Here is an 18886-nt window from a genome sequence, read left to right as displayed (position 1 = left end):
TGATAGCCTACACTTTATGTTTGTACGTCCTGATTCTGCTTACGTCTCTGGTTGCGCTTCTAGCTGCACTTGGTACAACTAAAACCAGTATTTCCAGCCCAATCTACAAGATAACTGCACTTCATACATTTGTTTTTCAAGAAAACCACTCATTCTGGGTCCCCAGAAGATTATAAGTGTACCAAATACATCTATTCCTCTTTTGAAAGACGTTGGATAGTATTTAGGTGTATGAAATGCAGTTAAACAGCACGACACCCTAATAGAGCAGCTTAAAATCAATCCGCTCCCCTTATAAGCAGCCTGTCTGCACTAAGCCAATATTCCGCGCTTCAAGCACCTGCTTCTTACTCTTAGTCCTTCGAGTAATCCCGCACGCGCGGAGGAATCAGCGATACATCCACTTCCTCGTAAGAGATCTGCGGGCCATCGGCAGTCCAGGCTGCCTTAGTGGTCTTCAGGAATTCCTCATCGTTGCGCGTCGGGAACTCCGGCTTGTAATGCGCGCCCCGGCTCTCGTTGCGCAGCAGGGCTCCAAGCGTCATCGCCTCCGACAGCTCCAGCATGTTCCATAGCTGGCGGGTAAAGGCCACGCCCTGGTTGCTCCAGCGCGAAGTGTCGCTCATATTGATGTTTTTGTAGCGTTCCTTCAGCTCTTTGATTTTGCCGATGGTTGCTTCAAGCTTCTTGTTCTCACGCACCACGGTCATGTTGGCCGTCATCCATTCGCCAAGCTCCTTGTGGATTACATAAGCATTCTCCGTACCTGTCATCCCCAGCAGAGACTCATATTTATCCGTCTGTGTCTTGTGGAAGCTGTCGAATACCGTGGAGGAGATATCCTGAACCGACTTCTTGAGGCCCTTGATATATTCCACCGCCTTGGGTCCCGATACCATGCCGCCATAAATGGCCGACACCAGCGAGTTCGCGCCGAGGCGGTTCGCCCCGTGGTATTGATATTCACATTCCCCTGCGGCGAAGAGGCCGGGAATATTCGTCATCTGATTATAGTCAACCCACATGCCGCCCATGGAATAATGCACAGCAGGGAAGATTTTCATCGGAATTTTGCGGGGATCATCCCCCATGAACTTCTCATAGATCTCGATAATCCCGCCCAGCTTCACATCCAGCTCCTTGGGGTCCTTATGGGACAGATCGAGGTACACCATGTTCTCGCCGTTAATGCCCAGTCCCTGATCCACGCAGACATTGAAGATCTCACGTGTAGCAATATCACGCGGCACCAGGTTGCCGTAAGAAGGATATTTCTCTTCAAGGAAATACCATGGCTTGCCATCCTTGTAAGTCCAGATACGCCCGCCTTCGCCGCGCGCCGATTCCGACATCAGCCGCAGCTTGTCATCCCCGGGGATAGCCGTCGGGTGGATCTGGATGAATTCCCCGTTCGCATAATGCACACCCTGCTGATACACAGCGCTTGCAGCGGTTCCGGTGTTGATGACGGAATTCGTTGTTTTGCCGAAAATAATCCCCGGGCCGCCGCTGGCCAGAATGACCGCATCCGCCGGGAAGGTCTGAATCTCCATCGTCTTCAGATTCTGGGCGCTGATGCCGCGGCATACCCGCTCGTCATCCAGGATCACGGAGAGGAACTCCCAGTTCTCGCTTTTGGTGACCAAGCCTTCGGCTTCCCAGCGGCGCACCTGCTCATCCAGCGCATACAGCAATTGCTGGCCGGTGGTTGCACCGGCGAACGCGGTGCGGTGGCGCTTCGTCCCGCCGAAGCGGCGGAAGTCGAGCAGCCCCTCCGGGGTGCGGTTGAACATAACGCCCATCCGGTCCATCAGGTGAATAATGCCCGGTGCGGCTTCGCACATCGCCTTGACCGGAGGCTGATTCGCCAGGAAGTCACCGCCGTAGACGGTGTCGTCGAAATGCTCCCAGGGCGAGTCGCCCTCGCCCTTTGTATTAACAGCGCCGTTAATGCCGCCTTGCGCACAGACCGAGTGGGATCTTTTGACAGGGACCAGTGAGAATAGATGTACATGCGCGCCGGATTCAGCGGCCTTAATGGTAGCCATCAGGCCGGCCAGACCGCCGCCCACGATGATGATATCGGCTGATGCCATGATTGTTCCCTCCTAAAAGTTTTGCGGAAGATCCGCTTCTTAGAGATAGCTATGCAGCAAAACTCGCTTCGGAAGCATAGGCTTAAGTGGTGTCAGCATAAGTTAATCGCATCCACACACCTGTATGTTCTTAAATGAAACTGCGCAATGACTGCATCGCCGCAGCGGTGGCCTGGAATTCATCGTTACGGAACGTTACCAGTGACAGTACGAACATGAAGGTAACGAGAACAAAAATACCCAGGCAAAGAACGGATGATACTCTCTGGGAGCGCGGGCCAACCGTAATTCCCCAGCTGATCAGGAACGACCATAGACCGTTGGAGAAATGGAAGCAGGCCGCCACGATACCGACGATGTAAAGCGTCATCAGCAGCGGCTGGGTCACAATGTTATGCATGACACCGCCAAGCTCATCATGCTCCACTTTACCGAGCGCTACCTGGACACGGGTGTCCCACAGATGCCAGACAATGAAGATGAAGGTGACGACTCCGCTGATCCGCTGCAGCGTATATCTCCAGTTTCTCTCGAGATTGTAGCGGTTCAGGTTCGGCTTCGACTGGTAGGCGATGTACAGGCCGTACACCCCGTGGTACAGCAGCGGCAGCCAGATGCCGAACAATTCCAGGAAGAAGACCAGCGGCAGGCTGTTCAGCCATAGCACACTGTCTGTGAAACCGGAAGCGCCACCCTCTACTGCTGCGAAGTTCGTCAGCATGTGCTCAAGGAAAAAGGCCCCAAGCGGGATAACGCCGAGCAAGGAATGAATCTTTCTGGAATAAAATCCTCTCATGCAAAGTGTCCCCTTTCCATATAAAACAGCGTTTTCACAAGTAGTCTTTGTAAAGAGCATACACTGCCGGGAGTACAGTTGAAACAGGGAAGCGGCAGGCTTGATTCAGCGGCAAATAGTCTGTTTGCACCACTATCCATTTGTTTTCCCGGACTTTGCTCTATTATTCACAATATGTGAATATCTTGTGTCACTTTTCATGTTACTCTTTTTTCGCTTATAAGGGAATTGCAATCTAATTATTAATCGTTATACAATAAACGCATAAGAATATTTTTTATGTGATAATAATTCTCATTTAGATTCGACATATACGTACAATCCAGGGTTGCCATCCTGTTCGGCAGGAGAACTCCGGTTCACCGGCTATGCTTTTTATCACAGTCTGAACACAAAGGAGCGCTATCCAATGTATGATGATCTAGATGCTTTTGCTGCGGTAGTGGAGCACTCCAGCCTGAACCGGGCCTCCCGCCAGCTCAATCTCTCCCAGCCGGCCCTCTCCCGCAAAATCTCCAAGCTGGAGGAACGGCTCGGTGTCGCCCTGTTCAACCGCTTCGGCAAACGGCTGGAGCTTACAGAGGTTGGGCGCCTCACCTACACCTATGCGCTGGAGCAGCGGCAGCAGCGTTCCAAATTCCTCGAAGCCTTATCTATATTCAAGGAAGGCGAGCCGCAGCTGGTGACCCTCGGCGCCAGCCTGACCACCCTGCAGACCACACTGCCTCCGCTGGTGAAAGCCTATACGGAGCAGTATCCGGCAGCCGAGCTGAAGCTGATCACCGGGAAGACGCATGAGATGGTCACCGCAGTCAGCGAAGGCAAATGCGATGTGGCCATCATTGCCTCCCAGGTACAGGAGCCGGGCCTGCGCTGCATCCCGCTCTTCGAGGACCAGCTCCGGCTGGTTGTCTCCGAGCATCATCCGCTGACTCTGACCCAGCGGCTCACCATGGAGCATCTCTCCCGGCTGCCGATGATCCTCTTCTCCAAGGGCACCTGGTACCGCCGGACCACCGACGATCTGTTCCAGCGCTGCGGGGTTGATCCTGATGTACGGATGGAGATCGACTCCTTCGAAGCCATCGTCCGTCTGCTGCCAACGATTAAGGCTGCCGCGCTGCTGCCGAATTCCTATCTCCGCCCGGAGCTGCTGAACGGCGGGGGGCTGGTCTCCCTGCACATCAAAGAGCTGGAGCAGACGCAGCGGACCACTTGTCTGATCTATCAGGGCAGCGGCGGACTCAGTACGGCGGCGCGCTGCCTTGTCCAGGTGACGGAGGACGTATTCCTGAACGCCCGCGATTAAGCCGCGAATAAGCGATAACAGAGAAATCACCCGGCAAGCCACCGTAACGTAACGGATTGGCCTGCCGGGTAATTCTTTTGCTATACTAAGCCAGACTTACCCCGGGTTAACGGAATTTGCCTGCATCAATCGCGGCCTGCTTCTCGTCAAGGATCTCCTGGTAGCCTGCGTCCAGGTAGGTCTTCTTGGCAGCTTCATAAGTGGCATCGAATTCAGCTTCCGGAGCGAGTACCACCTTCACGTACAGCTCCTGGAACAGCGTGTTCAGGTCTGCTTTGTACTCGTTCACCTTCTCCAGCACTACATTGAACAGGGCATCCGGTGTGCGGAATTCGGCCACCTCGTCATAGTACTTCACCAGATCATCAGCCAGTGTCTCGTAGCCGGCCGGTGCCCAGTTCCGCAGGTTGGCCGTGCGGGTCTTGGCCTCATCCGGGTACTGGGCGATTTCGGTTACAAGGCCCCAATAGTCCTTGTTATTGTTCTGTGCCAGAACGGCTTCGCCTTTGTAGTCCGGATTCTTCAACGCGATGCCGTCTGCGTCCAGCGTATAGTTCTCCCCTTCGATCCCGTTCTGGAATTTGAACAGGTTCTCCGGCTGGCTGAGCCATTCAAGATACATCCAGACCGCTGCCCGTTCTTCCGGCGTAGATTCATAGTTAATCCCCATGATGAAGCCGAATGGCCAGTAAGCGCGCCCTTGAGGCTTATTGCCTTCAGGAACACCTGCATAAGGAGGCACTACAGCAAACTCGGCATCCGGGTTGTTCTGCAGCGTAGCTGCAAAGACATCCGTGTTATTGGCGAGATAGAAGGCGAAGTTGCCTGTTTTGCCTGCTACGAATTCCGCTTTGGTCTTAGGCTCATCATTGCGCAGGTAGAATTCCTTATCGAGCAGTCCGTTATTGTACTGATAGTTGAGGTTACGCAGGTAAGCCTCCGTATCCTTCGTAGTAAGATCTGCCACGCTAAGGTCGGAATACAGCGCACGGTATTTGGCGTCTACCGGCCATTCACGGAACGGATAATTGAAGTTGAAGAAGTTCTGCAGCAGGGTACCGGCGGTCACGCCAAGTCCGGCTTCTTTCCACTTGATCAGCATCTCATTGTACTTCTCAAGCGAGGTCAAATCCTCAACCTTCATGCCTACCTTCTCCACCCAGTCCTTGCGGATAATGTTGACAAAGTTGTCGGCCTCAGGGCGTGCCGCGAAGAAGAAGGTTTTCTGGTCATCGACGGAACCATACTGTTCAATCGTCTCGCCCATGTTCTTCCAGTAGGTTGGCGCATAATTTTGAATCTCAGCATAGTCTAGCGGCTGCATCACATCCTCACCATAGTAAGTAAGCGCTTGCGGCATATCGTAGTGGAAAATGATATCCGGGGCTTTGTGCGAAGCCAGCAGCTGCTCGTAATCCGTCACTTCCTTGGCGCGGGTAATCGGCACATAGTTAACCTCTATATTGTATTTGTCGCCGAATTCCGCCTGCACCCAGCGGGTGTAGTAGTTATCGGACACATTCCAGCCTTCATAGGCGCGCTCATATACCGGAATATCCAGCGAGACTTTTTGCCCGAAGCCCTTGGAATGATCAGGATAGGCGCCTTCGGCCTGGTTCGTCGCTGCGGCTGTCCCGGCCGGTGTACTGCTGGATTCCGCAGCCTTCTTGGTGTTGTTCCCCCCCGAGCATCCGGCCAGCAGGCCGGCCGTCATGACTGATGCCATCATTAATGAATATACGCTTCTTGTATTCATCTTAGGTTCCCCCCATTTATTATTGTCGGATTCCACAAGATCAACTATATATCAGAGCGCCAGATTACTCCTTAACGGCCCCGAGCATAACCCCTTGAACGAAATATTTCTGGACGAACGGATACACACAGAGAATCGGTAAGGTAGCAAATACAACCACGGATGCCTTCAGGACTTCGGGATTGCTGAGCTGCACCTGACTGGCCTCGAGCTGGAAGCTTTCACTCGCCTGAATGACCAGATAATACAGCTTGAGCTGCAGCGGCCGGAGCGAGATTTCATGCTTGATATAGAACAGTGCGTCCTGGTAGGCATTCCAGCGCCCAACGGCGTAGAAGAGCGCAAGTGTCGCCATGATCGGCTTGGACAAAGGCAGAACAATGCTGAACAGGATGCGGAAATGCCCGGCACCGTCAATCCGCGCAGACTCTTCCAGACTTACGGGAATTCCGCTGGTCAGCGAGGTCTTCATAATCAGCAGATTGAAGGCGCTGAAGGAGAGCGGCAGAACCAGTGACCAGATCGTATCCATCAGTCCCAGATTATTGATGTTCATATAGTCGGGAATGATGCCTCCGCTGAAGTACATGGTGAACAGGAAAATGAAGGTGATCACCCTCCGGCCCTTGAACTGCGCCCTGGACAGCGGATAGGCGGCACAGATCGTCAGAATCATGCCCAGAATCGTGAACAGCACGGTCACAATGATCGTGATATACAAGGAACGGAGGATGCTGGCATCCGCGAAGATTTTACGGTACGCTTCGATGGTGAAGCCCTGCGGCCACAGGAACACCTTGTTGGCAATGACAAAGGAGTCCGAGCTGAGTGATTTCGATACCACATGAATAAACGGCAGCAGGCAGATTAACGAAATAATGACGATGACGAGGCGGATCAGCGATTCCCAGATATCTATACGTGCTTTATTGGGAGCGGCAGAGCCTCCGGCTATTGCTTTCATGGTTCCTCTCCTTTCTACAAAATCCCATCCTCGCCAAGCTTCTTGGCCACGCGGTCAGCGGAGATGACCAGTATAATGCCGATCACGGACTGGAATAATCCGATGGCAGTTGCCCTGCTGAAATTGCCGCTCTCGATCCCCCAGCGGTATACCAGGACCGGTATCGTGGTGGTGAACTCCGTGGTCGCCTTATTCTGCAGCGCGTATATGCGCTCGAAGGAGCCGTCCATTACTTTTCCCAGCGCCATAATCAGCAAGGTTACAATCGTCGCCCGGATGGAGGGAAGCGTAATGTTCCATACCTTTCTCCAGCGGCCTGCCCCGTCCACCGTAGCTGCTTCATACATCTCCGGGTTAATCCCGCTCATCGCCGCCAGATAGATAATCGTGCCCCAGCCCATACTCTGCCACACCCCGATGACCAGATAGCTGATCAGCCAGTTGGTGTCCTGCTGCAGGAAGGGAATCCGGGTGCCGCCCATGAGCTCTATCAGATTGTTGACAACACCGCCGCCCTCACTGAGAAGCTGGTAAGCGATGGCCCCGATAATGACCCAGGACAGGAAATGGGGCAAATACAGCACCGTCTGATTGATGCGTTTGAACCGTATGCTTTTGATCTCATTCAGCAGCAGCGCCAGCACGATGGGCATCGTGAAGCTGAAGCAGAGGTCCAGCACATTAAGCAGCAGTGTGTTGCGGACGGCCCGGATGAAATCAGGCTTAGCGAAGAGATCCTGGAAGACCTGCATCCCGGCCCATTCACTGCCCCAGAAGCCTCTGGCGATCTTGTAGTCCTTGAAGGCGATAACAAGCCCGGTCATCGGCAAATATTTGAATACGATTACAAAAGCCAGCGGAAGCATCACGAGCAGATAGAGCTGCCAATCCCGCTGTAAGTAATAGCCGAATCCCTGTTTTCTTCTTAATAAAGGACTGTGATTTGTTGGTGAAGCGCTTGCAGCTTTCAACCTATTCACCCCCTGCCTTGAATTCTTCTTGAATTGGCTTTTGATTAGCTTGCGTTAGCTTGCGTGGGCTTACATCGGCTTGCCTTGGCTTGCCGGCCTCTTGCTTCTGGCCCGATTCCTATGCTATCCCCTTTGCCCGGGCTTGAATATCATGAGTAATGATGATCACCCGTCAAAAATGATTGAAGCCCGGCCCCCAAGGCCTCCACAGCAGCGCCATAATCAAATCTGATAGGTATTCCCAAAATTAATAAAGCGTTTTCATTTTATGGTTAGAACGTAACCTGAACTACCGGGACAACCTCCCGCTCTAATGGACGATCAATGGGTCCGCGGCGCTTCCAGTCCAATTGTGTTCGGTTTTTCTGTGAAAATATGTCTGGCACTGCGATAAACGCATGGCCTAAGTGGCGCGTCCAGTCCAATTGTGTTCGGTTTTCCGTTGAAATTTGTTAAATAAATGAACAGATGACTTTCTGTTTTTAGCCACGCTGCTCATTTTCATGCTGGAGTTGTGCCTTGCAAGACATGTTTGTTTTCGCATACAATGGGTCCGGTTCTCTTCGCGGTGGCCCATTGTATTCGGTTGGCTGAACGTTTGGGTTGTAATTCATATTTGTATTAGAGGAATTCTGTCCTTCTAGCGAACGGTGCTACATCAAACAAAGGCGCCTAAGAACTCTTGCTCTTCGCCGATTTGTAGCCGCTTGGCGGCATGCCCTCATACTTACGGAAGAAGCGGTTGAAGCTCTGAACATTATAATAACCGACCTCTGCGGCAATCTGCTTGATCGTCAGTTCGGAATCCCGCAGCAGCTCCTTGGCCTTCTCGATCCGCAGCTGATTCACGAAATCAATCATACTGCTTCCGGTTTGCTCGTAAACAATCTTGCGCATATAGGAGTAGCTGATGCCAATCTGCTTGGCCATATCCTCGAAGACAATCTCTTCCCGGTAATGCTGCTTCAGATATTCGGTAATCCGCTGCGCATAATTGGTCTCAGGGGTGCTGTGGTCCAGACTCTGTACAATCTCACAGTAAAAATCATACAGGTACTCCTCCAGCTCATCCAGAGTATCCGTGGCAGCGAGCATTGAGTATACATTGCCTCTGCCCATAATCATCCGTCCGGTCCCGAGATGGTTCTCCCGGAGATGCTTGAGGGTCGCCCCCATCAGCTGATAATAGATGAACATTATATTATCGTAGGAAATATTGTCCTCTGCGGAGATCCGGCTGCGGATATTCTGGAGTTCTTTGTAGATTCCGGCCAGCTCACCGGCATCCAGGAAGTTGAGAATCCGCCGCTCGCTGCTCTCGGAGTCCAGATACTTGCGGCTGTTCTCCTCTTCGTCATGCCAGTACATAATGGCTCCGGCCCCGTTGATCATCCGGCGCTTGATCACTTCCATCGCTTCAAACAGCCGCAGGGTCACCCTCTCGGGACCATCCGCCAGTTCGCTTACTCCAACCGTTACCGAATGCTCCAGCAGTTCGAGTGACTGGTCCCGGACTTCTTCGAGCGCCTGATGCACAAGACGGCCGTGCTCATCCCCCTCCTCCAAGGCATAATTCAGTACGATCACCATACAGCCTTCATTGTGGTAGACGCTGCGGGCGACCATTCCATCCGGGAACAGGCTCTCATACCTGGCACCCAGCAGATACCGGTGATAGCTGCGCGTCTCCACATTGGTATTGCCCACATACCTTCTGTACTGGTCGATGGCGACAACCACCACCCTATAACACGGATACGGAAAAACCTCCATGATCCGCGGCGGAAGCTCACCGCGCAGAAGACGGTGTACAGCCAGGCTGCGGGTATCCTGCTCACGCTCCTGAAGCAGTTGGAACAGGCTCTCTTCCTCCTCCTGCATCCGCTTGAACGCCAGGTTCAGGAAGGCCAGCTCATTCTTGTTCACGACGCCCAGATCGCTCTTCGAGCGTATCATCTGTACCAGCTGCCTCAGCGGCCTGGACAGCCAGGTCGCCAGGAAGACGGCAAGCAGCGTCCCGAGTACGATGATCGCTCCGGTAAGCAGAATGATATTCCCCTGCATCTCCCTTGACTTGCTCATCAGCTCATCCATGGAGCTCCAGCTGACATTCCACCATCCGGACAAGGACGAGCGGTTCCAGGCGTATACCATCCGGTTGCCGTCCAGCTCGCGGAACGTGTAGCCTTCACTGGATTCCTGATTCAGGATCTCCTGCAGGAAGGGCAGCTTGCGGCCGTCAGAGAGCAGCAGGGACCGGTCATTGAAGGAGATCACTTTGCCGTCAGCGTCCAGCAGCAGATCGTTGCTGTTGCCGGCCTCAGCGGCATGCAGATATTTGCCGATCTGGCTCTCCTTCATATTGACGACAATAGTTCCGCTTGTGGTGGTAGAGAGACGGTTGAGCGGGTACACATACGATACAACATGCTCACCCGACGCCAGCTTACGGGGAACCCACACCCCGCTGATCCCCCGGCGTCCTTCAAGCGCTTCTGTGATCCATCCGATGGATTCATAACGCGCCAGTGTCGTGATGCTGTTGTCCGTGGAGAAGACATAATCCGAATCCTTCAGGTAAAAAAAGGAGGAGTACACACCGTCTACCCGGCGGTTCAAATTCAGCAGTTCCTTGGTCACCGACAGCGCCAGGCTGACATTGTTGTAGTTGGCGTTAATCTCATCGTACGTCTCGAAGCTGCGGATGCGGTCAAAAATATTCGTCGCCGCCAGACGCGATGTATCCTGGGCCAGATTGGCAAGCGCATTCTCATTTAATCTGCGGTTGGCATTGAGCCCGGCCAGTGTGGATTCCCCGATGGCCGCTTCGGAGTTCTGTATAATCTGTGACCCGCTGTACCAGGTGAGGATCGCTGTCGGAATAGCCATAATGCAGAATAGAATTAATGCCAGCTGCAGGAACATCGGTGTTTTTTTCATCACATATCCCCCTAAGGATTTCTCAGTACCTAGCTTGGAGCTGTCTTATGTATCTCGGACCCGTCTTTTGCCGCTGTCTCCGCTGCTGGAGTTTGATGTTAGCGCTTACAATTCAGAGTTTTCAACCCTTCCGTTATTGCTATTACGCTCCCGCTTCCCATCCGGCAGCCTCAGGAATTCAATATTTTTATTTTATCATTTCAGGATACATTTTACATATGTGTGTAGGAAATTTTTTCAAAGTGGTAGTTCATCGCACTCCGCGCAGGAGCTGGTTGGCTAATCTACCGCTGCACCGATGTGCGGATGTAGAGAGATCCCGGACAATCCAAAAACGCCCGGAGGCATGCCAGCCGGACGTTTTTAGGCATTCTTTTATATTAGATAGGCAAATTGCAAGTCAGCTCTACTCCGCATTCACCGCTTCGTCCTCGAATTCCTCGATGCTGTGATTGGAGCCGATCACCACCATGATGTCCCCCTGATGCACATAATCATGCGCGGTCGGGGCAACGATGATGCCGTCCTCACGGTTCAGGGCAATGATGCTGCAGCCGTATTTGGCGCGGGTGTTCAGCTCAGAGAGGCTTTTGCCGTTCATGCAGGCGGGGACCGTCAGCTCAACGACCTTGTAATCCTTGGAGATCTCGATATAATCCAGCAGATTCGGCGTCACGAGCTGATGTGCCACACGTACACCCATATCACGCTCGGGAAAAATCACCCGGTCCACGCCAAGCTTCGACAGCGCGCGGCCATGCAGAATGGAGATCGCTTTGCCGACCACCTGCTTGACGCCTAGCTCCTTTAGCAAGATCGCGGCCAGAATACTCCGCTCCATATTATCACCGATCGCCACAATGCCGCAGTCGAAATTACGCACCCCGAGGGAACGCATAATCCCTTCATCCGTAGCATCCGCCATTACGGCGTGGGTCAGCCGCCCGCTCATTTCCTCCACCCGCTCTTCCTGGTGGTCAATGCCAAGCACCTCATAGCCCATGGACATCAGCTCCAGCGCCAGGCTTGAACCGAAGCGGCCCAGGCCGATTACAACAAACTGCTGTGGTTTCATGATTCACTTCCCCTTATCCAATTATCATTTTGCCTTCCGGATATTTATACAAAGGTTTACCCTGTTTGGGACCCAGCGCATAAGCCAGCGTCAGAAGTCCCAGCCGTCCTGCGAACATGGTCAGGCAGATCAGGATTTTGCCGACCTGCGTAAGCTCAGGGGTCAGCCCCAGGCTTAGTCCAACATTGGCAAAGGCCGAGGTCGTCTCGAACAGAATCATCAGGAAAGGGAGACCCTCCGTGGTCGAGAGCATCATGGATACCGTGACGATCAGCAGCAGAGCCAGCAGGGTAATCGTCAGCGCCTTGAACACGCGCTCCTGAGCCAGCCGGTAACGGAAGAGCACGATGTCTTCCCGGCCGCGCAGCATGGAGATTACAGCTCCAATCATCAGCGTGAAGGTCGTCGTCTTGATACCGCCGCCGGTTGAGCCCGGCGAAGCCCCGATGAACATCAGCAGCAGGATGAAGAACTGCGACGCCTGGCGCAAGCCCGTAATATCCAGCGTGTTCGCTCCTGCTGTACGCGGTGCTACAGATTGGAACAGGGATGCCCATAGCTTGCTCCCCAGATTCAGCGGTCCCAGAGTCCGCGTATTGGTGAACTCGAAGATGAAGATGACGGCCATGCCTGTAAGGATCAGTCCGGCAGTCATTGACAGCACAACCTTGCTGTGCAGAGACAACCGGCGTTTACGGCGGAACTCGGCCAGATCGGAGATCACAATGAAGCCTATTCCCCCGGAAATAATCAGCAGCATGACCACCAGGTTGATTACAGGGTCACCGACATAGCTGATTAAGCTGTTGTCATGCCCGCCGAACAGATCGAATCCGGCGTTATTAAACATGGATACCGCATGGAATATACCATAATAGATCGCCCGGCCCGGCGGCATATCTACTGCCCAGCGGATAGACAAGAGGACTGCTCCCGCCGCTTCAATCACCAGGGAATAGAGCAATACCTTACGGATCAGCCGTACAATCCCTTCCATCGAGCTCTGGTTCATGGCTTCCTGAAGAATCAGCCGGTCGCGCAGCGAGATTCTGCGCCCGAATACTAAGGCAAACAGCGTGGCCATCGTCATGAAGCCAAGCCCGCCGATCTGTATCAGTACCAGAATGACCGCTTGTCCGAATCCGGTGAGATGGGTTCCGGTATCCACTACAGCCAGCCCGGTCACACATGCGGCGGAGGTGGCGGTAAACAGCGCATCCATGAAACCAAGCGGCTGACCCGGTACGCTTGATACAGGAAGCATCAGCAGCAGCGTCCCGATGAGGATGACTGCAGCGAAGCTTAGCACCAGGATTTGCGGAGGAGCAAGCTTCAGGAACCGGAAGCCGGTGATTTTGGGAAACGGTGAAGCCAAACTCCTCATCCTTTCAGGTGTTGTTATATGGGTAATCAGATCATTGAAGAATGAATGATAATCAGGGCAAGCATACAAATTATATACGTTATTGCCTAACTTCACAAAGACTCATTTTCACAAATGGAAACTGCTGTACTGCTAAAGGGACTTCCCGGCAGCCGGCGTCGTCACGTGAATTCGCTGATTTAAAAATCCTGCCTATATTACAACATTCCCCTGTTTATTTCGGCTCAATTTCTAAATTGTTGCACAAAAGGATGCATTCTCTCTCCTCCAAGAGGGTTAGCCGGGGCCATTGTTGCAATCTGTGCAACAAGCCTCATGAACGCATGGCATCTTGGGCTTCATGTTGCACAAAGTACAATATTCCCACCGATGCAGCGTGTATTTAACCAGGTTGAACCGGCTGCAGCGTCCTTCACAAGGACGGCAGCCGGTTCAGCGGGAAATATGTATTGAGCGGAGCGTATAATTACACTTATCTTTTAAAAATAACCTGCCTTCAAGCATAAGCCTGGACTTCTTCACGTAAAAGAATAATACGGCAATTTTTTGTAACTGCCCGGCAAGTAATACTATAATGAATGAATAAGAGCATTTCATTTCAAGGAGGCGTTTCATGAATCCCGTCGGCCAGCCCCTAGAGCAGCGGCCCCTTACTACCAAACTTATCCTTGCTGGAATTCTCGGACTGATCGTATTTGTCATGTTCCAGATCGCTCCCCAGCTCCTCTCCAGCCCGGGCGGGGATACAGCCATCCTCGGCAAAAGCGAAGTCCGGGAGAAAGCTGCCGCATTCGCAGCCAAACAGCTCGGATACGAACCCGGAAGCCAGGATGAATGGGTCATCCTGTATAAGACAGACTCCTCTTTCTACGGATACATGTCCCGGGAGAAGCTGCTCACAGATTATTCCAAGAACAAGCTGGACCAGCGGTACCCGTTCGATGTTTACCATGCCGTACTCTACACATCCGGGGAACCGGCGGCCCGCCTGGCTGTCGATCTCAATATGTACACCGGTGAGGTCGCAGCTTTTGCCGTTGGCGCCGATGCCGATGCTGCAGCCGGGCTTGATTACGGAGAGAGACCGGCAGCTTCGGCAATCAAACGTCCAGGTACTATAACCTCTGCAAGCAGCGAACCGGATCTGAGTCTCGAGAGAAAAGAAAGCCTCGCCCGCCCCTGGCTGCAGTTATGGGGGGCCAACCCCGCCAAGCTGAAGATTGAGGCTAACGCTGAAGGCTACGGGCTTGTCTATTCAGACAGCTCGGTCAAAGTAGGCGAATCCCGGCTGAACTATCAATTCAATTATCTGGACGGTGAGGTCTCTTATTTCCGCGCCGGATTCTCTGCTCCCGCCTGGCATGATACCTACGTGGCCGGACAAACCTCGCTCGCCAAGAAGCTCACCTTGTTCGGGTACGGTCTGCCTACAGTGCTTCTGGGTATTCTGGCGCTGATCTACAGTATTCTGCGCAGGAAGCACACTTCCTGGAAGCGCGGCGTCTTCCTGAGCTCGGTTCATTTCCTGATCATGATGGTCAGCAGCTATAATGTGCTGTCCGAATCCGGCAGCGGCAGTGCCGAAGCCAGAATTACGGCTGTTGTTATGTTCATCATCTACGTACTGTATAGTCTGCTGATGTCATTGATGCTCTACTTCTCCCTGGTCGGAGGCGACGGCCTGTGGCGTTCCGAGGAGAAGCTTAATCCCTGGCCCCATGCCAAAGAGCCGGGCTACGGCCGATATGTACTGAACAGTATCCGTGCCGGTTATGTCTGGGCCTTCGTGCTGCTCGGTGTACAGACGGTTATGTTCATTATTCTCTCCTACACTATGGATAACTGGTCCACCACCGACGCCAGCCAGTCACCCTACAACATGAAATATGCCTGGCTGCTGCCTATCGTCGCCTGGCTTGCCGGACTCTCTGAAGAGGCAGTCTACCGGCTGTTCGGTATCCGCATGCTGAAGAAGCTTGTCAAGAACACCTTCATCGCCGCACTGATTACCACCCTGATCTGGGCGCTGGGGCATACCCTCTACCCGATCTATCCGGTAAGCTCACGGCCGATTGAGCTGACTGTGGTTGGGCTGCTGTTCAGCTATATTTTCCTGCGTTACGGGTTCATCACCGTGATGTTCAGCCATGTCGTGTTCGACAGCATCCTGATGGGGGCGACCCTGATCTTCATGCAGGATAAGGTTAATATAGGCGCCGGCATTGTCACGATTATTCTGCCGTTCATTGTCGGTTATCTTGTGTACCGCTTCAATCCTCCGCGGGGGCAGGCGCCGGCGGAACCGGTTAAGCCTATATAGCAGGAGCTGGCCTAAGGATGTACCACACTTACGGCTTAGGTTGGAACAAAAATTGCGAGTACTTTCAGCGGATTGGGAGGGATTTATCCCTCTCTTTCTCGCGTGCTGCCCACTTTCGGCGGATTGGAAGGGATTTATCCCTCTCATCCTCGCGTGCTGCCCACTTTCGGCGGATTCAGAGGGATTTATCCCTCTCATCTCCTCGAGTGCAGCCCACTTTCGACGGATTCAGAGGGATTTATCCCTCTCATCCTCGCGTGCTGCCCACTTTGGGCTTATTCAAGTGTACTTTTGCTCCTCATTCCTGCTGGAAGCAAACAGCCACGGCAACGCCTCCTTATACCAGGAAGGCGCAGCCGTGGCTGTTTGTTAACTTTTTATCCTATTATAAGGACGGCTCCTCGTCCTTGAGTGCCTCCAGAATCTGACCGGCCAGCTTCTCGCCAATGGACAGCACCTTGAAATCCTCGACGGAAGCTTCCTTGATCTTCTTCAGCGAACCGAAATGCTTGAGCAGCAGCTTCCGGCGTTTATCCCCGATCCCCGGAATCGAGTCCAGCTTCGAGGTGACCATCGACTTGCCGCGCTGCTCCCGGTGGAACGTAATAGCGAACCGGTGGACCTCATCCTGAATGCGCTGCAGGAGATAGAACTCCTGGCTGTCTCTGGCGAGCGAGACCGGCTCGGCAGCGTCGCCAACCAGCAGTTGGGCCGTTCTATGCTTGTCATCCTTGACCAGCCCACAGACCGGAATGAACAATCCCAGCTCATTCTGCAGAATATCAATCGCTGAAGAGATCTGGCCTTTGCCCCCGTCCACTACGATCAGGTCAGGCTGCGGCAGATTCTCCTTCAGCACCCGTTCATAACGCCGCCGGATCACCTCGCGCATCGTCTCATAATCATCCGGCCCCTGAACGGTGCGGACCTTATATTTGCGGTATTCCTTGCGGGCAGGCTTCCCGTCGATGAAGACCACCATAGCCGAGACCGGATTGGCCCCCTGGATATTCGAGTTATCAAAAGCTTCAATCCGGTTAAGCGACGCAAGCCCCAGGCTCTGTCCCAGACTGCTGGCCGCCCCCGAGGTGCGCTCCTCATCCCGCTCAATCAGGCGGAACTTCTCATTCAGCGCCACCCGGCTGTTCTGGCAGGCCATGCCAACCATTTGCTTCTTGAGCCCGCGCTGCGGCACCAGCACCTTGATGCCCAGCCATTCCTGCAGGGCTGCTGCCCCTCCGGCCGCATCCACGGTCCCTTCAGCAGCCGCTTCCTGCTCCAGTTCCGCCTGCTCCTGTGCCGCTTCCGCCGCTGCGCCCGGCCCTGCTGCCCCGGACAGATCAGCCGCAAGCCCCTCACCAGCGGCCGCTCCGCGGGACAGCTCTCCGGCCTCTGACTCGTCCTCTGCGCCCAAGGCTGCCATCAGCGCCTGTCCGCTCGGCATTCCCCCAGCCTCCGGTCCGCCGCTTCCCTGACCGGCGGCGCTGCTTACTTCCGGCTGGAGCATCCCGGCACTTGCCATATCCGGCAGGAGGATCTCCTGCGGCAGGGCAGGGTTGTCGCTGTAATACTGCGTCACATAGGACATGAAGTCACTGTACGCTTCCCCGTAGAACGGAAAAGCTGACGAGTGGCGCTGAATCATTTTACCCTGCCGCATGTACAGGATCTGCACACACATCCAGCCCTTATCCACCGCATATCCGAAGACGTCACGGTCCTTGGTATCGGCCGTATTGATCTTCTGCTTCTCCATCACGGCGTCAATGTGCATAATCTGGTCGCGCAGCTCCTTGGCCCGCTCGAAATACAGCTCCTCGGCAGCCTCCTGCATCTTCTTCTGCAGATCCTTCTTCACCGCGTCATGTCCCCCGCCGAGGAAGGATGAGATATTCTGGATGATCTCCTCGTACGCAGACTTCGGCACTTCCTTCTCGCACGGCGCCAGGCATTGGCCCATGTGATAGTACAGGCAGACCTCCTTCGGCATTACCCCGCATTTGCGCAGCGGATACATCCGGTCCAGCAGCTTCTTGGTCTGCTGGGCTGCGTAGCTGTTCGGATACGGGCCGAAATATTTAGCTTTATCTTTCAGCACCCGGCGGGTAACCTCCAGGCGCGGATGGGCTTCGTTGGTTATTTTGAGATAAGGAAAGGTCTTGTCATCCTTCAGCAGCACGTTGTAGCGCGGCATATGCTTCTTGATCAGATTACACTCCAGAATGAGTGCTTCCATATTGCTCGACGTCACGATATATTCGAAATCCACAATATTGGCGACAAGCCGCTGCGTCTTCCCGTTATGGCTGCCGGTAAAATAAGAACGCACGCGGTTCTTCAGCACCTTGGCCTTGCCCACATATATAATCGTACCCTCTTGATTCTTCATCAGATAGCAGCCGGGCAGATCGGGCAGCAGCGCAAGCTTGTTGCGGATATTATCCATATAATCCATAAGTTCTCCCCCACCTGTTACTACAGCGTTATAAGGTAAGTGTAGAATAGAATGTACTACAGATTCAAGCCTAAATATAGAACATCCGTTTGTATTGGACACACAAAGCGCCTTCGGTAGACCGAAGGCGCTTTGTGTGAATGGGCCGCGAGGCCCCGGTTACAGCAGGTTATATCAATTATTGATGTTTGGCAACGATATTCTTAAGGGAGTCCTTGGAGTTCAGTCCTACGACTTTGTCCACAGGCTGACCGTCTTTGAAGAAGATCAGAGTAGGAATACTCATTACTCCAAAACGGGAAGCTGTCTCAGGATTCTCATCGACATTCAATTTAGCGATCTTCACATCGTCTCCCAGCTCGGTGGACAATTCCTCGAGAATAGGGGCAAGCATTTTGCAAGGGCCGCACCAAGGTGCCCAGAAATCTACTACTACAGTACCTTGACCTTCCACTTCGTTCACGAAGGATTGGTCAGACACGTTCACGATAGCCATGATATTGTTCCTCCTCAAAAAGTTTTGTTGAGCTTAAGCTGTACGAAATAACTTCCGCTTCTCTAGCCTGAGCTAAGTCTGCAAAAATTACTCCGAGAATATAGCGGGATAAAATGCTTCATGTAATATGATAACCAGATTATCATTTACCGACACATCCCCAGTATAACATAAATACAATGCATTTGTTATATATTTCAGAAAATTATATTGTATAAAATTAATTCGTGCATCTTATTGTAGCGCGGATCTTCTCTTTACATCTTCCCGGCAAGTTCGTATACTTGAAGAAAACGCATTAATTGTCAATGACTTCTCTCACAC

General features: G+C 53.1%; 12 protein-coding genes. 2 read left to right on the top strand and 10 right to left on the bottom strand.

Annotation, left to right across the window (positions count from 1 at the left end):
- Positions 1–353: 353 nt before the first annotated feature.
- Positions 354–2096 (bottom strand): succinate dehydrogenase flavoprotein subunit, encoded by a 1743-nt coding sequence (sdhA, locus tag HQN87_RS10335; RefSeq protein ID WP_036701593.1) that lies wholly within the window; start codon positions 2094–2096, stop codon positions 354–356.
- Between the two features lie 130 nt (positions 2097–2226).
- The gene (locus HQN87_RS10330) at positions 2227–2892 is read right to left on the bottom strand and encodes a succinate dehydrogenase cytochrome b558 subunit (RefSeq protein ID WP_173131798.1); all 666 of its coding nucleotides are present in this window, start codon (positions 2890–2892) and stop codon (positions 2227–2229) included.
- Positions 2893–3301: 409 nt separating this feature from the next.
- Here HQN87_RS10330 and HQN87_RS10325 point away from each other — a divergent pair, with 409 nt between their 5' ends.
- The gene (locus HQN87_RS10325) at positions 3302–4201 is read left to right on the top strand and encodes a LysR family transcriptional regulator (RefSeq protein ID WP_173131796.1); all 900 of its coding nucleotides are present in this window, start codon (positions 3302–3304) and stop codon (positions 4199–4201) included.
- 106 nt (positions 4202–4307) lie between these two features.
- On the opposite strand, the gene HQN87_RS10320 is transcribed toward HQN87_RS10325, so the two are convergent.
- From HQN87_RS10320 to HQN87_RS10295, 6 genes are all read right to left on the bottom strand, one after another.
- On the bottom strand, positions 4308–5930 hold the full coding sequence (locus HQN87_RS10320; protein ID WP_367272696.1) for a type 2 periplasmic-binding domain-containing protein: 1623 nt from the start codon (positions 5928–5930) through the stop codon (positions 4308–4310).
- A 91-nt stretch (positions 5931–6021) separates the two neighbouring features.
- Positions 6022–6921 carry a carbohydrate ABC transporter permease gene (locus HQN87_RS10315; RefSeq protein WP_173131790.1) on the bottom strand — a complete coding sequence of 300 codons (900 nt, stop codon included), beginning with the start codon at positions 6919–6921 and terminating at the stop codon, positions 6022–6024.
- Positions 6922–6935: 14 nt separating this feature from the next.
- Complete coding sequence (locus HQN87_RS10310) at positions 6936–7892, bottom strand: ABC transporter permease (RefSeq protein WP_173131788.1); 957 nt, start codon at positions 7890–7892, stop codon at positions 6936–6938.
- Between the two features lie 672 nt (positions 7893–8564).
- Complete coding sequence (locus HQN87_RS10305) at positions 8565–10832, bottom strand: AraC family transcriptional regulator (protein ID WP_173131785.1); 2268 nt, start codon at positions 10830–10832, stop codon at positions 8565–8567.
- A 406-nt stretch (positions 10833–11238) separates the two neighbouring features.
- On the bottom strand, positions 11239–11907 hold the full coding sequence (locus HQN87_RS10300) for a potassium channel family protein (protein ID WP_173131782.1): 669 nt from the start codon (positions 11905–11907) through the stop codon (positions 11239–11241).
- Between the two features lie 13 nt (positions 11908–11920).
- Positions 11921–13291: a TrkH family potassium uptake protein gene (locus HQN87_RS10295; RefSeq protein WP_173131779.1), complete on the bottom strand. Its 1371-nt coding sequence runs from the start codon at positions 13289–13291 to the stop codon at positions 11921–11923.
- Positions 13292–13904: 613 nt separating this feature from the next.
- Here HQN87_RS10295 and HQN87_RS10290 point away from each other — a divergent pair.
- The gene (locus HQN87_RS10290) at positions 13905–15611 is read left to right on the top strand and encodes a CPBP family intramembrane glutamic endopeptidase (protein ID WP_173131776.1); all 1707 of its coding nucleotides are present in this window, start codon (positions 13905–13907) and stop codon (positions 15609–15611) included.
- 385 nt (positions 15612–15996) lie between these two features.
- Here the strand turns inward: HQN87_RS10290 and uvrC are convergent, their stop codons facing one another.
- Together uvrC and trxA are read right to left on the bottom strand one after the other, a co-directional pair.
- The gene (uvrC, locus tag HQN87_RS10285) at positions 15997–18066 is read right to left on the bottom strand and encodes an excinuclease ABC subunit UvrC (RefSeq protein WP_173131773.1); all 2070 of its coding nucleotides are present in this window, start codon (positions 18064–18066) and stop codon (positions 15997–15999) included.
- Positions 18067–18244: 178 nt separating this feature from the next.
- On the bottom strand, positions 18245–18562 hold the full coding sequence (gene trxA, locus HQN87_RS10280; protein ID WP_036701616.1) for a thioredoxin: 318 nt from the start codon (positions 18560–18562) through the stop codon (positions 18245–18247).
- Positions 18563–18886 lie beyond the last annotated feature (324 nt).

The sequence above is a fragment of the Paenibacillus tritici genome (assembly GCF_013204885.1).
In the GTDB taxonomy this organism is placed as follows: domain Bacteria; phylum Bacillota; class Bacilli; order Paenibacillales; family Paenibacillaceae; genus Paenibacillus_AQ; species Paenibacillus_AQ tritici.
This window is presented reverse-complemented; position numbering and strand designations above follow the sequence as displayed.